Genomic DNA, 12,736 nt, shown 5'->3' with positions numbered 1-12,736 from the left:
TCAGCCGATGATGACCGTCGTGTCGGACTGGAACGTGTAGGGCGGCACGATGAGGTTCGTCGGCGCAGGACCGCGGCGGATGCGCCCTGAGGTATCGTAGTGCGAGCCGTGGCAAGGGCAGAACCAGCCGCCCCAGTTTCCGAGCGGATCGCCTTGGCGCTGACCGAGAGGGATGCACCCCAGATGGGTGCACACGCCGACGACGATGAGCCACTCCGGTCGCTGGACGCGGACCTCATCGCTTTGCGGATCGGGCAACGAGTCGACGTCCTCCAACCGCGCCGCGTCGATCTGGTCTGGCGTGCGGTGGTCGATGAAAACCGGCTTGCTCTGCCACATTACCGTGACGCGCTCGCCGACCTCAATGTCGGAGATATCGATCTCGACCTCCGCGAGAGCGGAGACGTCTGCCGCAGGGTTCAGGCTGTCGATGAAGGGCCATACGACCGCCGCGACGGCGGTTGCACCAAGTGCTCCAGTGGCGATGTAAAGAAAATCGCGGCGGACCGGATCGTCGACGGTGTCGTCAGCGGTGGGCGGAGACATGGCGTTCGCGCTCCTCTACGCGCGCCTCCTCGAGCTTTGGCGCGGCCTCGCCACCGCTGCCGTGACAGGATCGCCCCATCACACGGTGCAGGACGAAATGCATGCCCACACAAAGAACGAGCGGCGCGAACAATCCAAGGGTCGAGGAAAGACCTGCAACTGTCCCGCCCTGAACGAAGTAAAGCCCCAACGGTGCGAGCATCACGGCGCAGCAGATCCACATCGCGTGCTTCATGACGCCCCCGCCCGACTGAACAACTTTCCGGGACCTCACCGCCGGTACTGAGGAAACAGGTGGCGTATTGTTCACAAGATGATCCAGCCCTTGCCCAACGAGCCGGGACAGTCCGGCACTGAGACGGTCGGTACCGCCTTCCGACGTGGAAGGGTCAAAGCACCGAGGGTTCACGATGCTGTGATAGCCAATGAAGCCGCAGCCGGTTCTTGACATTCCAACGTGGGAGCCGCGGACGCTTCGACGATCAGTTGCCGAGGTGTCGTTTCCGTGATCCCAGAAGTTGGCCAATTTGCATTGAGCCTGGCGCTCGCTGTTGCTCTTGTGCAGAGCGTTCTGCCAATCGCCGGTGCCAGCACCGGCCATCTGCGCTGGATGAAAAGCGCCGAGGCGACATCGATCGCCCAGGTCATTTTGCTCGCCTTCGCGTTCATCGCCCTGATGCGCTCTTTCGTCGTCAGCGACTTCACGGTGCTCAACGTCGTCGAGAACTCTAGCGTCCTGAAGCCGCTGATCTTCAAGGTTGCCGGAACGTGGGGGAGCCATGAGGGTTCGCTCCTCTTGTGGACGCTAATCCTTGCGCTCTTCGGCGCCTCGGTCGCGCTGTTCGGCGCGAACATTCCGCTGGCCCTCAAGGCGCGGACCCTCAGCGTTCAGGCGTGGATCAGCGTCGGCTTCCTGTCCTTCATGCTGTTCACCTCGAACCCGTTCGAGCGGGTTTTTCCGCCTCCGCTCGAGGGTCAGGACCTCAACCCGCTGCTTCAGGACATCGGCTTGGCGCTGCACCCGCCGCTTCTTTATCTCGGCTATGTCGGGCTCTCGATCGTGTTTTCGTTCGCCGTGGCGGCGCTAATCGAGGGCCGCGGCGATCCGGCGTGGGCGCGATGGGTGCGTCCATGGACCCTGGCCGCGTGGGCCTTCCTCACCGGAGGCATCGCGCTCGGTTCTTGGTGGGCGTACTACGAGCTCGGCTGGGGCGGCTGGTGGTTCTGGGATCCGGTCGAGAACGTCTCGTTCATGCCATGGCTGGTGGCGACGGCGCTGCTCCACTCGGCGATCGTCAGCGAGAAGCGCGACGCCTTCAAGAGCTGGACGATCCTGCTCGCGATCCTCGCCTTCTCGCTCAGCCTCCTGGGAACCTTCATCGTGCGCTCGGGGCTTCTGACGTCCGTCCACGCCTTCGCTGTCGATCCCGAGCGCGGCGTCTATATCCTGGCGCTTCTCGGCATCGCCATCGGCGGCTCGCTGACGCTCTATGCCCTGCGCGCGCCGGACCTCAAAGCCGGCGGTCTCTTCGCGCCGGTCAGCCGCGAGACCGGACTCATCGTCAACAACCTCATCCTTTCGGTCGCGACGGGGACGGTGCTCATCGGCACCCTCTACCCGCTCTTTCTGGAGGCCGTCACAGGCGACAAGGTGTCGATCGGCCCGCCGTTCTACAACACGACGTTCGTGCCCCTGATGCTGCCGCTCGTCCTGGTGATGGGGGTCGGCCCGTTCCTGTCATGGAAGCGTGCTGACATTGCCGGCGTGCTCGATCGGCTGAAGTTCGCCTTCCTCGTCACCGTCATCGCGGCGCTCGCGGTCTGGTATTTCGACACAAAGGGGCCGGTGCTCGCCGTCATCGCGGTCGCCTTCGCTGTCTGGCTCGTCACGGCCACCGTCATCGAATGGGCCGACCGCGTCCAGCTCTTCAGGGCGCCGCTGCCATGGAGTTGGCGCCGCGCCAGGGGGCTGCCGCGCGCGGCATACGGCATGACGCTCGCCCACCTCGGCCTTGCGATCGCGATCTTCGGCTTCGTGGGATCGACGGCGTGGCAGACCGAGACCATCGTCAGCGCGCGCGAGGGGACGACCGTTACCGTCGCCGGTTTCGAGCTTCGCTTCGATGGCGTCAGCGTGGTCCAAGGGCCGAACTACGTCTCGCGCATGGCGGAGATCGCCGTCACACGTGATGGGGAGGCCGTCACGACGCTGCGCCCGGAGCGACGCGCCTACCCGCTGGCTTCGATCACGACCACCGAGGCCGCGATCCGCTCGCGGCCGATGGGTGATCTTCTCGCAACGATCAGCGAGCCGGCGGCGGAAAACGCACAAGGCTGGACGCTGCGCGTGGTCTACCAGCCGCTCGTCGGGCTGATCTGGCTCGCCGCAGCAATGATGATCGCTGGCGCAATCGTCTCGCTTAGCGATCGGCGCCTCCGGGTCGGTGCGCCCCGCAAAGTTCAGCCGGTGGTAACGCGCCCGGCCGTCGTCCCGGCGGAGTGAGGGCCAATGAAACGACTACTCTTCGTGTTGCCGCTCATCGTCGTCGCTGGGATCGGGGGCTTTCTCCTTTGGGGCCTCAATCCGGACCGCGACCCCTCCGTGCTTCCCTCGGTCCTGATCGACGAGCCTGCGCCGGCCTTCGCGCTGCCGGCTCTGGAGGGCGCCGGCGTGCCCGGACTGTCGCGCGAGGATCTCGTCGGAACGCCCGGGCCCGTCCTTGTCAACGTGTTCGCGTCCTGGTGCATTCCCTGCCGTGCCGAACACGCCGTGCTCACCCGCATGGTGGAGCGTGACGGCGTCGTCCTCTACGGCATCAACTACAAGGACAAGCCGGGCGAGGCGCGCGCATGGCTCGATGAGCTCGGGAACCCCTATGCTCGGATCGGGTCCGACTATGACGGGCGCGCCGGCATCGAATGGGGTCTCACCGGCGTCCCTGAAACCTTCGTCGTGGATGCCGGCGGAACCGTGCGGCTGCGCCACGTCGGCCCCATCATCTCAGACGATCAGCGCGAGCGCATTTTGGGCGCGCTCGAGGCGGCGCGCACGACAGCACCAGGTCTCGCAGCGTCATGAGGGGCTTCGTTCGACTCGCGGCGGCGCTCCTCGCGACACTGTTCCTCGTCTCCGTCGCGGTCGCGGTGGAGCCGGACGAGATTTTGGACGACGCCCAGCTTGAAGCCAGGGCGCGAGACATTTCGGCGGAGGTTCGGTGCGTGGTTTGCCAGAACCAATCCATCGACAAGTCGAATGCGCAGATGGCCCGCGACATGCGCATCATCGTGCGCGAGCGGTTGAGCGCCGGCGACAGCAACGAGGAGGTGTTCGCCTACCTCGTCGCGCGGTACGGCGACTTCGTGCTGTTCCGTCCCCCCTTCAAGGCGACCACCGCCGTGCTCTGGCTGATGCCGTTCGCGCTCGCGTTGATTGCGTTGGTCGTCGGCCTCAGCATGTTCGCTCGCCGCTCGCGCAGGCGGGCGCTTCCGCCGCCGCCGCTCTCGGCCGAAGAGCAGCGTGCGCTGGATGCGTTGCGGGGAGCAGAGCGATGACCTTTTGGCTGATCGCCGGCGGGCTGGCGCTCCTGTGCGTCTGGCTGCTGTTGCAGCCGGCCCTTTCCAAAAGCCCGCGCGCGCTGGAGCGGCGGCAAAGTGCCCTCGCGATCCTTGAGGATCAGCTGGCGGAGGTGAAACGGGACGCTGAGCGCGCCGTTCTCTTGAGCGACGATGCCGCGGCGGCCGAGGTCGAGATCAAACGGCGGATGATCACGCTCGGCAAGGAGGCGCAAAGGGACGCATCGACGAGCGGGCGCGGGCTGATCGTCCTGACGGCAGTCCTTGTTCCCGTGGCAGGGGCGGCGCTCTACCTCCAGCTCGGGCGGCCTGACATGCCAAGCGTTCCGATTCCCGAGCGCGCCGAAGAGCGGCAACAGCTCGAGGACGTCACCGAGGTGGCGTCTCGCCTGCGCTCGCAGCTTGAAAGCGATCCGGGCAGTCCTACCGAAGGCTGGGTGCTGCTCGGCCGAACCTACATGCGTATGGGGCGGTTCCGCGACGCCGCCGACGCCTTTGCCGAGGTGATCGACCGGCCCGACGCGCGCACCGACACGCTGTCGCGCTACGGCGAGGCGCTCGTCGCCGCCGAGGCCGGCACGGTGACGCCGAAGGCCGCCAAGGCGTTCGAGCGAGCGCTGGAGCTCGATCCGCGCAACCCTGCGGCGATCTACTATCAGTCGCTCGCCCGCGAGCAGGTTGGTGACGTCGAGGGGGCGTTCGAGGCGCTCAAAAATCTGCTGGACGCCGAAGACGCGTTCGCGCCATGGATGCGCTCGTTCGTCGAGCGGGCGAATGTCCTTGCCGCGCGCATCGGGATCGCGCCGCTCGATCTTGCCGCCTACGGTGCGCCGGATGCAACCGCACCGACGTCGGGACCAGGGCCGACGGCGCAGCAGGTGGAAGCTGCCGGCCGCATGTCCGACGAGCAAAGGGGCGAGTTCATCCGCTCGATGGTGGCAAGGCTCGCCAAACGGCTCGAGACCGAGCCTGACGATCTCGACGGCTGGCTTCGATTGGCAAACGCCTACACCGTGCTCGGCGAACCGGACGAGGCGCGATCGGCCTACCTGCGCGCCAAGGATCTGCTATCGGCTTTGCCCCAGAGCGATCCTCGGCAGAAGGTTGTCGACGAGGCGCTTGCGACGCTCGGCGGCTGAGACGCGTCACCATTCTCGTGAGAGCGGCGCCTTCCCGCGCATCACCTGCAGGATGAAACTGCCCGACGCGGTAATCAGCAGGAAGCCGTTGAAGGCTTCGATGCCGGCGATGAAACGTTGATGATCGGTCGGTGCGATGTCGCCTCGCCCGAGCGTCGTGAAGTTGACGAGAGAGAAGTAGAAGTAGTCCATCCACCCCATTTCATCCTCAACCTTGAACGAACCGATCATGAAGACATCGTCGCCAAGCCAGAATCCCCCCGCATAGAGCGACGCTTCCACAACGTGCGCGAGCGTGATCGCGCCGACCGACAAGAGCAGGCCGAAATAACGGGCGTCCGGCCGCGCGGCGATCGCGGCCGAAACGGCACGCAAAGTGGCGTAGTGGATCGAGGTGCTGAAGAGGAGAAGAACAGCGGTGAGGAGAATGGCGGTGGTCATGACTGTCTCGTATGCGATCGCCGTTGCGCGAGCGTTGGGGGGGAGAGTGACGGCGGGCGCCGTATAAACGCCCGCCGACCCAATGTTACTGCAGCTTGCGGCATTCCTCGGCGCACTTGCGGCAGGCGCGGGCGCATTCCTGGCAGTGCTCGGAATCGTGCTTCTCGCATTCTGCGGCGCAGGCCTCGCAGATCTCGGCGCACGCGCGGCACAGCGTGCCGCAATTCTGCGAGTTCGACGCGCACAGCGTTGCGCACGCACCGCAGGTGACCATGCAGTCGCGACAAAGCCGTGCGCACTGCGCCATCGCCTCGCTGCCGATGCACTCATCGAGACATCGAGCACAGGCGGCCAGGCACTCCATGCAGGCCGTCATGCAAGCGTCCGTATTGGCGTGAGTCGTCATTGACCCAACCTTTCTTTCTTGGGGTTTCATTCAAGCGCCACGATCGGTGGAAACCGACGGGCATCGCCGCAACAAAGACGGCGATCTTCGGCGACGTTATTGCCCTCGTCGTCGCGAAAGTTCTATGGAACGGTCATTTTTCGCTCGATCCGGCCGGCCCTTACTTTGGTCGCGCTGCGGCGATCGGCGCTACAGAGCCGCCCGACATTCACGAGCTGAGCTGCCGGGATTTCTGAATGGTCTCCTCGCTATGCCCGTCAGAAAGGCGATTGCCGTCTTCGTCGAAGAAGTAGTTGATGATGGGGCATTCTTCCGTCGGCCCCTCGCCGTCGCACTCGGCGGCAAGTTCGATCAAGACATCGCGCAATCGCGACAACTGCTCGATCTTCTTGCGCTGCTCTTCGATCTTGCGTTCGGTGGCATGCAGAACATCACCCGCCGTGCTTTCGGGGGAGGAACCAAACGTCAGGAGTTCGGCAACTTCCTCCAGCGTGAAACCGAGCGCCTGTGCCTTTCTGATGAATTTCAGGCGTCGCAGTGATTCGGCGGAATAAGTCCGATAGTTCGCGACAGTCCGGTCGTCCGGCAGCAGCAGACCTTTGCGCTCGTAAAAACGAATGGTGTCCACAGTCACTCCGGTGTCTTTCGCGAGTTGCCCGATCGTCAGCGGCATTATTCGCTCCGTTCTTGTGACCGTACGGCTTGGACTATGGTCCAGGGTCAATATGTTTTTTTTCACCGAGGCGGGTATCCAACGCTTCGATCACTTCGTTCAGCGCCGCTGCAGGGATCAACCGTGTCGTTCAAACCCGGGCAGGCGGACGATCGCTGCGGCTTGCCGCTTGCAAGCCGTCGGAAGGACGCTCGTCATCGGCGAGTGACTTGATGATCGGACAGTCCGGCCGGTGATCGCCGCTGCAATGCGCTGCGAGTTGCCGCAAGGCGTCGGCCATCGCCTGCAACTCTGCGACCTTGCTGTCGAGACGTTCGAGGTGTTCTTGCGCGAGCCTTTTCACGTCCGCGCTGGCCCGCTCGCGGTCCCGCCACAGCGCCAACAGCTCCGAGATCTTTTCGATGGAGAAGCCGAAGTCGCGGGCGCGCTTGATGAAGCGCAGCGTATGAACGTCACACGGGCGATAGCTCCGGTAGCCGGAAGACGTCCGGGCAGGCTTCTCGATCAATCCGATATCTTCGTAATAGCGGATCATCTTGGCGGTGACGCCCGACTCTTTCGAAGCTTGCCCGATATTCATGTGCGACTCCTCAAAACTCTACTCAGCCGGCGAAAGCTCGAGGTCCCCGGTGGACTTCGATGCCGCGCCGAGCGGCGGCCGAAAACGTTTCAAGCGCAGCGCGTTCGTCAGCACGAAGACGCTGGAGAGCGCCATCGCGCCCGCGGCGAAGATCGGCGACAGCAAAATCCCGAACGCGGGGTAGAGCGCGCCCGCCGCCACCGGAATGAGAGCGGTGTTGTAGGCGAACGCCCAGAACAGGTTCTGCTTGATGTTGCTGATGGTGGCGCGCGACAGCGCGATCGCGTTCGGCACGCCGTTCAGGTCGCCGGACATCAGGACGACGTCGGCCGCCTCGATCGCGACGTCCGTGCCGGTGCCGATGGCAATGCCGACATCGGCCTCTGCGAGCGCGGGCGCATCGTTGATGCCGTCGCCGACGAATGCGACGCGGCCGTCCGTTCGCAGCGACTTCACCGCCTCCACCTTGCCTTCCGGCAGCACCTCGGCGACCACCGTGTCGATGCCGAGTGTCGCCGCGATGGCATCGGCCGTGCGCCGGTTGTCGCCGGTGATCATCGCGACCTTGAGCCCCGCGTCATGCAGCGCCTCGATCGCCTGCCGCGAGGTCGGCTTGATCGGGTCGGCGACGGCGACGATTGCCGCGAGCCGGCCATCGACTGCGGCGTAGAGCGGCGACTTGCCTTCGCGAGCGAGGCGCTCCTCCGTCTGCGCAAACGGGCGCGCGTCGATCCCGAGCCGGTCCATGTAGCGGTCGGCGCCGACCTCGACCCGGCGTCCCGAGACCCGCGCCGACACGCCAAATCCCGGCGAGGCGGAAAAGTCGCTGGCCCTCGATGGCTCGAGCTGGCGGGCCTTCGCCGCCTCAACGATCGCTTCGGCGATGGGATGTTCGGACTGCGCCTCCACGGCGGCGACGAGAGCCAGCACTTCGTCTTCGCCAAACCCTTCGGCGGTGGCAATGTCGGTTAGCTCGGGCCGCCCCTTGGTCAGCGTGCCGGTCTTGTCGAGCGCAACGATGTCGGCGCTGCGCAAGGTCTGCAGCGCCTCGCCCTTGCGGAAGAGGACGCCCATCTGGGCGCCGCGGCCGGTGCCCACCATGATCGAGGTCGGCGTCGCAAGCCCCATTGCGCACGGACAAGCGATGATGAGGACTGCCACCGCGTTGACCAGCGCGAATGTGAGCGCGGGCGCCGGACCGAGCGCGAGCCACACCGCGAAGGTCACCAATGCGATACCGATCACGATGGGCACGAAGACGTATGTGACCTTGTCGACGAGCCCCTGGATCGGCAGCTTCGCGCCCTGGGCCGTCTCGACCATCTTGATGATCTGCGACAGCACCGTGTCGGCGCCCACTTTCGCCGCGCGGAAGGTGACGGCGCCAGTCTTGTTGATCGTCCCGCCGACGACCTCGTCGCCCTCGCCCTTGGCGACCGGGATCGGCTCGCCGGTGATCATCGACTGGTCGAGGAAGCTCGAGCCCTCCAGCACGATACCGTCGACAGGCACCTTCTCGCCGGGCCGCACCGCGACGGTATCGCCGACGCGCACCTCCTCCAGCGGCACGTCGACCGAGGTGCCATCTCGCACCACGCGCGCGGTCTTCGCCTTCAGGCCCATCAGGCGCTTGATCGCCTCGCCGGTGTGGCCCTTGGCGCGCGCCTCCAGGAAGCGCCCGACGAGGATCAAGGTGACAATGACGGCGGCGGCCTCGAAATAGACGTTGTGCGTGCCCTCCGGCAGGACGCTCGGCGCGAAGGTCGCCACCACCGAATAGCCCCAGGCGGCGCTGGTCCCGAGCGCCACCAGCGAGTTCATGTCCGGCGCAACGCGCAGGAGTTGAGGCACGCCCTTTTGGAAGAAGCGCAGCCCCGGGCCGAAGAGGACGACGGTGGTAAGCACGAATTGGATCAGCCAGTTCGTCTGGCGGCCGAGGGTCGCGTCGATCGCATCGCGCAGCGCCGGGACGAGGTGCGCGCCCATTTCGAGGATGACGATGGGGAGCGTCAGGATCGCCGACAGGAGGACGGCGCGGCGCAGCGAGGTGAGTTCGGCGCTTCGCCTGTCCTCGCCGCTGTCCTCCTCGGCGCCGGCCGCAACCCTCGCCTCATAGCCTGCGCGCTCGATGGCTTGCACCAAGCGATCAGCGGTCACCGCGCCCGCGACGTGGCGCACGACCGCGCGCTCTGCGGCGAGGTTGACGCTGGCCTCGAAAACCCCGTTGACGGCAGTGAGCGCACGTTCGATTCGGCCGACGCAAGAGGCGCAACTCATGCCCTCGATGGCAAGCTCCGTGGTCTCCTCGCGGACCGTGTAGCCGGTGGCTTCCACGGCGTCCCGCACGGCGGAGAGGTCGGCCGCGCCGTCGAATTCGACCCGCGCACGCTCGGTCGCAAGGTTCACGCTGGCCGAGGCGACGTCCGGCAATCGCTCCAGCGCCTTCTGGACGCGCCCGACGCAGGATGCGCAGGACATGCCCTCGATCCCGATCTCGACGCTTGAGGGGGAAGCGAGTGAGGGAGTTTTCGTCTGCTCGACCGTGCTCGTCACGGCATCACCTCCACACTATATACCCCCAAGAGGTAATTCTACCCATCATGGGAAGGTCAAGTGGTGAACGCCGCATTGCAGGTGTTGACCTTCCCATTGTGGCAAGTCCCACGATGGGCAAACCAGACCGTTGAGAGGATCAAGCATGAGACTGAGCATTCCAGATATGGCGTGCGGCGGCTGCGCCGCCGGTGTCAGGCGAGCGATCGCCGAGCTCGACGAGCGGGCCACGGTAAGTGCCGACCCGCCGTCGCGCGAGGCCGTCATCGAAACGAAGGCGAGCGAGGCGGATGTCCTCGAAGCGCTCCAGAAGGCAGGCTTTCCGGCCGAGGTTCGCTAGGGCGCTTTCCGACCGAATGGAGTCATTCGGTCGAAGAGAAATCGCCCCAGATTCGGACTCTTGAGCGGTTTCGTCCTGTTCGTCATGATTCCATTCCAACCGAAACCGCTCTAGGAGGTTGCTTGCGCCGGGCATCGGAACCTCACAGCCCGAGCGAGCGCGCTTGCGGCTCGAACGACGAGGACAGGAGCCCAGCGCCGACGATCACCAGGAACGCACCGCCTGCCGCAACAAGGCCTGCGCCGAGCCGGCCCGGCAGGCGGCTTTGCGCCGTTAGCGCGCGGACCGCGATCCGCCGTGCGTAGAGCGCTGTCAGCGCGAGCGTGATGACGGTGATCGCGGTGCCGGTCGAGATGGCCGCCACCGCGAGGACGCCTGCCAGCGGAATGTCCGCGAACCGGGCAAAGACGAGAACCAGCACCGAACCCGAACATGGCCGCGCGCCGATGGAGGCGATTACGCCGAGGGTCGATTTCAGGTCGCCCGCCTTCCCGACGTCGGCGCCGGCCGGCACGTGGGTGTGATCGCAATGATGTTCCTTCGCCGATGCCGGCAGAAAGGCACGCACCGCGCGGCCGAGGAGGAAGAGGCCGAAGCCGATCACCAGGGCGTAGCTGAGGCGCTCGGACCAGATCACGGCGACGTTGCTGGTGCGCGCCATCAGCCCGAACACGTAGAAGAGGCCGTAAACCAGCGCGATCGCGACGACGCCCTGGCAGAACGCCGCGGCTGCCGCCATCCCAACGCTGCGGCGCACCTTCTCCGGGTTCGTCAGGAGGTAGGTGGACAGGACCACCTTGCCATGGCCGGGCCCCGCAGCGTGGAACACGCCATAGAGGAAGCTGCCGGTGAGAACGGTGACGATCGTCTCGGGTCGATGTGCATCCGCCAGCGCGCTCAGCGCCTGTGTCATGCGGCCGTGAAAGGCGCGCTGCTCTAAATAGACCACGCCGAGGAGGTCCCTATAGGCGGCCGTCATTGCGTCCCAGCCGAGGAGGATGACAGCCGCGGCGACGAACGCCGCAAGCGCAAGGCGGGTGCTGAGGGTGAGCGTCAGCTGCATGTCACCGTCACCCATTCGGCGAAGTTGACACCGAGGTCGTCCCCGGCGCTCTGGGTCTTGTCGAGCGCGAGGGCGAACGCGGTCAGATCCTCGCCCGGATCGGGCTCCTGGAGCGACGAGCGACAGCCCTCCGGCGCATTGTCGAGCGTGACGGCCGATGCGCCCGGCACATGGTTGACGGCAATATAGTATGTCGGCTCGTAGAGCGCGTACCTGAGCGGCGTCTGCGAGGCGTCGTAGGGTTCTGCGAATACGACCTCGAAATTCAGCGAGAGCCGCCGGCTCTTGAGATCGACCGACAGGGGGTTGTGCGAGGTGATCTTCGGCGCCTCACCCATTGTGCGAAAGTCGGTCAGGTAGCCGCTCTGCGCGATGTTGCCGAGGATTTCCAGCATCAGATCGGTCAGGCCCTCGCGGTCGGGAGCGCCGTCGCCATCGCTGTCAGCGCCTTCCACGGCGTAGGCCGTGAAAAACTCATCGAGCAGCCAGGCGTGGCGCATGCCGATCACGCGACCTGCGTCGTCGAAGACGACCTCCGTCTGAACCGTGATGAACTCATGCGGATGCGCCGCGGCCGGCGAGGCTATAAACTCGATCGCCGCGCCCGCGAGCGCGGAGCGAACCGCAAATTCTCGCAACATCGTGAGCAAACTCATACGTGCTCCTTGGACGTGCTGTGTTGACGTCCTCAGCGGTCGATGGCGGCGACCGCCGCCGCGAGCTGTTCTGCTTCGACAAACCCCGGAATGATCTCGCTGCCGATGACGAAGCTCGGCGTGCCGTTGATACCAAGCCGCTGCGCCGTCTGAAGCGTCTGGCGGATCTTTTGCGTGATGTCCTCGTCATCGCCGCGCGCTACGACCGCGTCCCAATCGAGCCCGGCTTCGACGACGACTGCGCGGATCTGATCCTCGGCGAGTGTGCCGTCGTGGCCCATCAACGCGTTGTGCACGTCCCAGTAAGACGCCGGGTCGATGTCCCACACGGCGAGCGCCACACGGGCGGCCTGCGCCGAAGACTCCGACAAGATCGGGAACTCCTTGAAGACGTACCGGATCCGCTCGTCGTTCTCCAGAAGCGTTATGACTTCAGGTTTCACTCGACGGCAGAACGGGCAGTTGTAGTCAAAAAACTCGACGACGGTGATCGTGCCGTCTGGGTTGCCTCCGATGGGGTCGTCGCCGGCATTGCGCAAGACATCGCTGAGCTCGGCGAGCGCATCCTGGCGGGCTTTCACCTCGGCCTGCTGCTGGCGGGCCTGCAGCGCCTCGAACGCCTCGGCGAGGATTTCCGGATTCTCGATGAGGTGTTCGCGGATCAGTTCGCGCACCGCTGCTTCCTGCGCGTCGGTAAGGCTCTGCGCCGACACGGTGGCGGCGGGCAGCGTCAGTGAAAGCAGGACAACAAGGGTTCTAAGCATCA

16 protein-coding genes are annotated in these 12,736 nt (G+C 65.4%); 6 read left to right on the top strand and 10 right to left on the bottom strand.

Features of this window, described 5'->3' with window-relative positions; all coding sequences use genetic code 11:
- Together petA and RDV64_RS08490 are read right to left on the bottom strand one after the other, a co-directional pair.
- Window positions 1–546 carry a ubiquinol-cytochrome c reductase iron-sulfur subunit gene (gene petA, locus RDV64_RS08495; RefSeq protein WP_309198842.1) on the bottom strand — a complete coding sequence of 182 codons (546 nt, stop codon included), beginning with the start codon at window positions 544–546 and terminating at the stop codon, window positions 1–3.
- On the bottom strand, window positions 527–781 hold the full coding sequence (locus RDV64_RS08490; RefSeq protein ID WP_309198841.1) for a hypothetical protein: 255 nt from the start codon (window positions 779–781) through the stop codon (window positions 527–529). The genes petA and RDV64_RS08490 overlap by 20 nt, the downstream gene beginning before the upstream one ends.
- 270 nt (window positions 782–1,051) lie before the next feature.
- On the opposite strand from RDV64_RS08490, the gene RDV64_RS08485 reads away from it, so the two are divergent.
- The 4 genes from RDV64_RS08485 to ccmI are packed head-to-tail and all read left to right on the top strand — an operon-like array spanning window position 1,052 to window position 5,258.
- A complete protein-coding gene (locus tag RDV64_RS08485; RefSeq protein ID WP_309198840.1) occupies window positions 1,052–3,049 on the top strand; it encodes a heme lyase CcmF/NrfE family subunit in 1,998 nt (665 codons plus the stop codon).
- A gap of 6 nt (window positions 3,050–3,055) precedes the next feature.
- Window positions 3,056–3,625: a DsbE family thiol:disulfide interchange protein gene (locus RDV64_RS08480; RefSeq protein ID WP_309198839.1), complete on the top strand. Its 570-nt coding sequence runs from the start codon at window positions 3,056–3,058 to the stop codon at window positions 3,623–3,625.
- Window positions 3,622–4,098, top strand: a complete 477-nt coding sequence (locus RDV64_RS08475) for a cytochrome c-type biogenesis protein CcmH (protein WP_309198838.1) — start codon at window positions 3,622–3,624, stop codon at window positions 4,096–4,098. The genes RDV64_RS08480 and RDV64_RS08475 overlap by 4 nt, the downstream gene beginning before the upstream one ends.
- Window positions 4,095–5,258, top strand: a complete 1,164-nt coding sequence (gene ccmI / locus RDV64_RS08470; protein ID WP_309198837.1) for a c-type cytochrome biogenesis protein CcmI — start codon at window positions 4,095–4,097, stop codon at window positions 5,256–5,258. The genes RDV64_RS08475 and ccmI overlap by 4 nt, the downstream gene beginning before the upstream one ends.
- Window positions 5,259–5,264: 6 nt before the next feature.
- On the opposite strand, the gene RDV64_RS08465 is transcribed toward ccmI, so the two are convergent.
- The gene (locus tag RDV64_RS08465; protein WP_309198836.1) at window positions 5,265–5,699 is read right to left on the bottom strand and encodes a potassium channel family protein; all 435 of its coding nucleotides are present in this window, start codon (window positions 5,697–5,699) and stop codon (window positions 5,265–5,267) included.
- Window positions 5,700–5,784: 85 nt separating this feature from the next.
- Window positions 5,785–6,105, bottom strand: coding sequence for a four-helix bundle copper-binding protein (locus RDV64_RS08460; protein WP_309198835.1), 321 nt, complete (start codon window positions 6,103–6,105; stop codon window positions 5,785–5,787).
- Here RDV64_RS08460 and RDV64_RS08455 point away from each other — a divergent pair.
- A complete protein-coding gene (locus RDV64_RS08455; RefSeq protein WP_309198834.1) occupies window positions 6,105–6,341 on the top strand; it encodes a hypothetical protein in 237 nt (78 codons plus the stop codon). The genes RDV64_RS08460 and RDV64_RS08455 overlap by 1 nt on opposite strands.
- Here the strand turns inward: RDV64_RS08455 and RDV64_RS08450 are convergent.
- The 3 genes from RDV64_RS08450 to RDV64_RS08440 all read right to left on the bottom strand — a co-directional run bounded on the left by RDV64_RS08450 (window position 6,314) and on the right by RDV64_RS08440 (window position 9,911).
- Window positions 6,314–6,778 carry a heavy metal-responsive transcriptional regulator gene (locus tag RDV64_RS08450; protein WP_309198833.1) on the bottom strand — a complete coding sequence of 155 codons (465 nt, stop codon included), beginning with the start codon at window positions 6,776–6,778 and terminating at the stop codon, window positions 6,314–6,316. The genes RDV64_RS08455 and RDV64_RS08450 overlap by 28 nt on opposite strands.
- Before the next feature lie 130 nt (window positions 6,779–6,908).
- Complete coding sequence (cueR, locus tag RDV64_RS08445; RefSeq protein ID WP_309198832.1) at window positions 6,909–7,358, bottom strand: Cu(I)-responsive transcriptional regulator; 450 nt, start codon at window positions 7,356–7,358, stop codon at window positions 6,909–6,911.
- Between the two features lie 18 nt (window positions 7,359–7,376).
- Entirely contained in the window at window positions 7,377–9,911 is a 2,535-nt protein-coding gene (locus tag RDV64_RS08440) for a heavy metal translocating P-type ATPase (protein ID WP_309198831.1), read from the bottom strand.
- Window positions 9,912–10,056: 145 nt separating this feature from the next.
- Here RDV64_RS08440 and RDV64_RS08435 point away from each other — a divergent pair, with 145 nt between their 5' ends.
- Window positions 10,057–10,251 (top strand): heavy-metal-associated domain-containing protein, encoded by a 195-nt coding sequence (locus tag RDV64_RS08435; RefSeq protein ID WP_309198830.1) that lies wholly within the window; start codon window positions 10,057–10,059, stop codon window positions 10,249–10,251.
- A gap of 142 nt (window positions 10,252–10,393) precedes the next feature.
- Here RDV64_RS08435 and RDV64_RS08430 read toward each other — a convergent pair whose 3' ends face one another.
- The 3 genes from RDV64_RS08430 to RDV64_RS08420 are packed head-to-tail and all read right to left on the bottom strand — an operon-like array spanning window position 10,394 to window position 12,734.
- Window positions 10,394–11,314 carry a hypothetical protein gene (locus RDV64_RS08430; protein ID WP_309198829.1) on the bottom strand — a complete coding sequence of 307 codons (921 nt, stop codon included), beginning with the start codon at window positions 11,312–11,314 and terminating at the stop codon, window positions 10,394–10,396.
- Window positions 11,305–11,970, bottom strand: a complete 666-nt coding sequence (locus RDV64_RS08425; RefSeq protein ID WP_309198828.1) for a DUF1007 family protein — start codon at window positions 11,968–11,970, stop codon at window positions 11,305–11,307. Before RDV64_RS08425 ends, RDV64_RS08430 begins: the two co-directional genes overlap by 10 nt.
- Before the next feature lie 32 nt (window positions 11,971–12,002).
- Window positions 12,003–12,734 (bottom strand): DsbA family protein, encoded by a 732-nt coding sequence (locus RDV64_RS08420; protein WP_309198827.1) that lies wholly within the window; start codon window positions 12,732–12,734, stop codon window positions 12,003–12,005.
- Window positions 12,735–12,736 lie beyond the last annotated feature (2 nt).

Source organism: Acuticoccus sp. MNP-M23, assembly GCF_031195445.1.
In the GTDB taxonomy this organism is placed as follows: Bacteria; Pseudomonadota; Alphaproteobacteria; order Rhizobiales; family Amorphaceae; genus Acuticoccus.
This window is presented reverse-complemented; position numbering and strand designations above follow the sequence as displayed.

Coding starts and splice junctions, on each gene's coding strand:
- petA (WP_309198842.1), bottom strand. CDS start 546: ATGTCTCCGCCCACCGCTGACGACACCGTCGACGATCCGGTCCGCCGC.
- RDV64_RS08490 (WP_309198841.1), bottom strand. CDS start 781: ATGAAGCACGCGATGTGGATCTGCTGCGCCGTGATGCTCGCACCGTTG.
- RDV64_RS08480 (WP_309198839.1), top strand. CDS start 3,056: ATGAAACGACTACTCTTCGTGTTGCCGCTCATCGTCGTCGCTGGGATC.
- RDV64_RS08475 (WP_309198838.1), top strand. CDS start 3,622: ATGAGGGGCTTCGTTCGACTCGCGGCGGCGCTCCTCGCGACACTGTTC.
- ccmI (WP_309198837.1), top strand. CDS start 4,095: ATGACCTTTTGGCTGATCGCCGGCGGGCTGGCGCTCCTGTGCGTCTGG.
- RDV64_RS08465 (WP_309198836.1), bottom strand. CDS start 5,699: ATGACCACCGCCATTCTCCTCACCGCTGTTCTTCTCCTCTTCAGCACC.
- RDV64_RS08460 (WP_309198835.1), bottom strand. CDS start 6,105: ATGACGACTCACGCCAATACGGACGCTTGCATGACGGCCTGCATGGAG.
- RDV64_RS08450 (WP_309198833.1), bottom strand. CDS start 6,778: ATGCCGCTGACGATCGGGCAACTCGCGAAAGACACCGGAGTGACTGTG.
- cueR (WP_309198832.1), bottom strand. CDS start 7,358: ATGAATATCGGGCAAGCTTCGAAAGAGTCGGGCGTCACCGCCAAGATG.
- RDV64_RS08435 (WP_309198830.1), top strand. CDS start 10,057: ATGAGACTGAGCATTCCAGATATGGCGTGCGGCGGCTGCGCCGCCGGT.
- RDV64_RS08430 (WP_309198829.1), bottom strand. CDS start 11,314: ATGCAGCTGACGCTCACCCTCAGCACCCGCCTTGCGCTTGCGGCGTTC.
- RDV64_RS08425 (WP_309198828.1), bottom strand. CDS start 11,970: ATGAGTTTGCTCACGATGTTGCGAGAATTTGCGGTTCGCTCCGCGCTC.
- RDV64_RS08420 (WP_309198827.1), bottom strand. CDS start 12,734: ATGCTTAGAACCCTTGTTGTCCTGCTTTCACTGACGCTGCCCGCCGCC.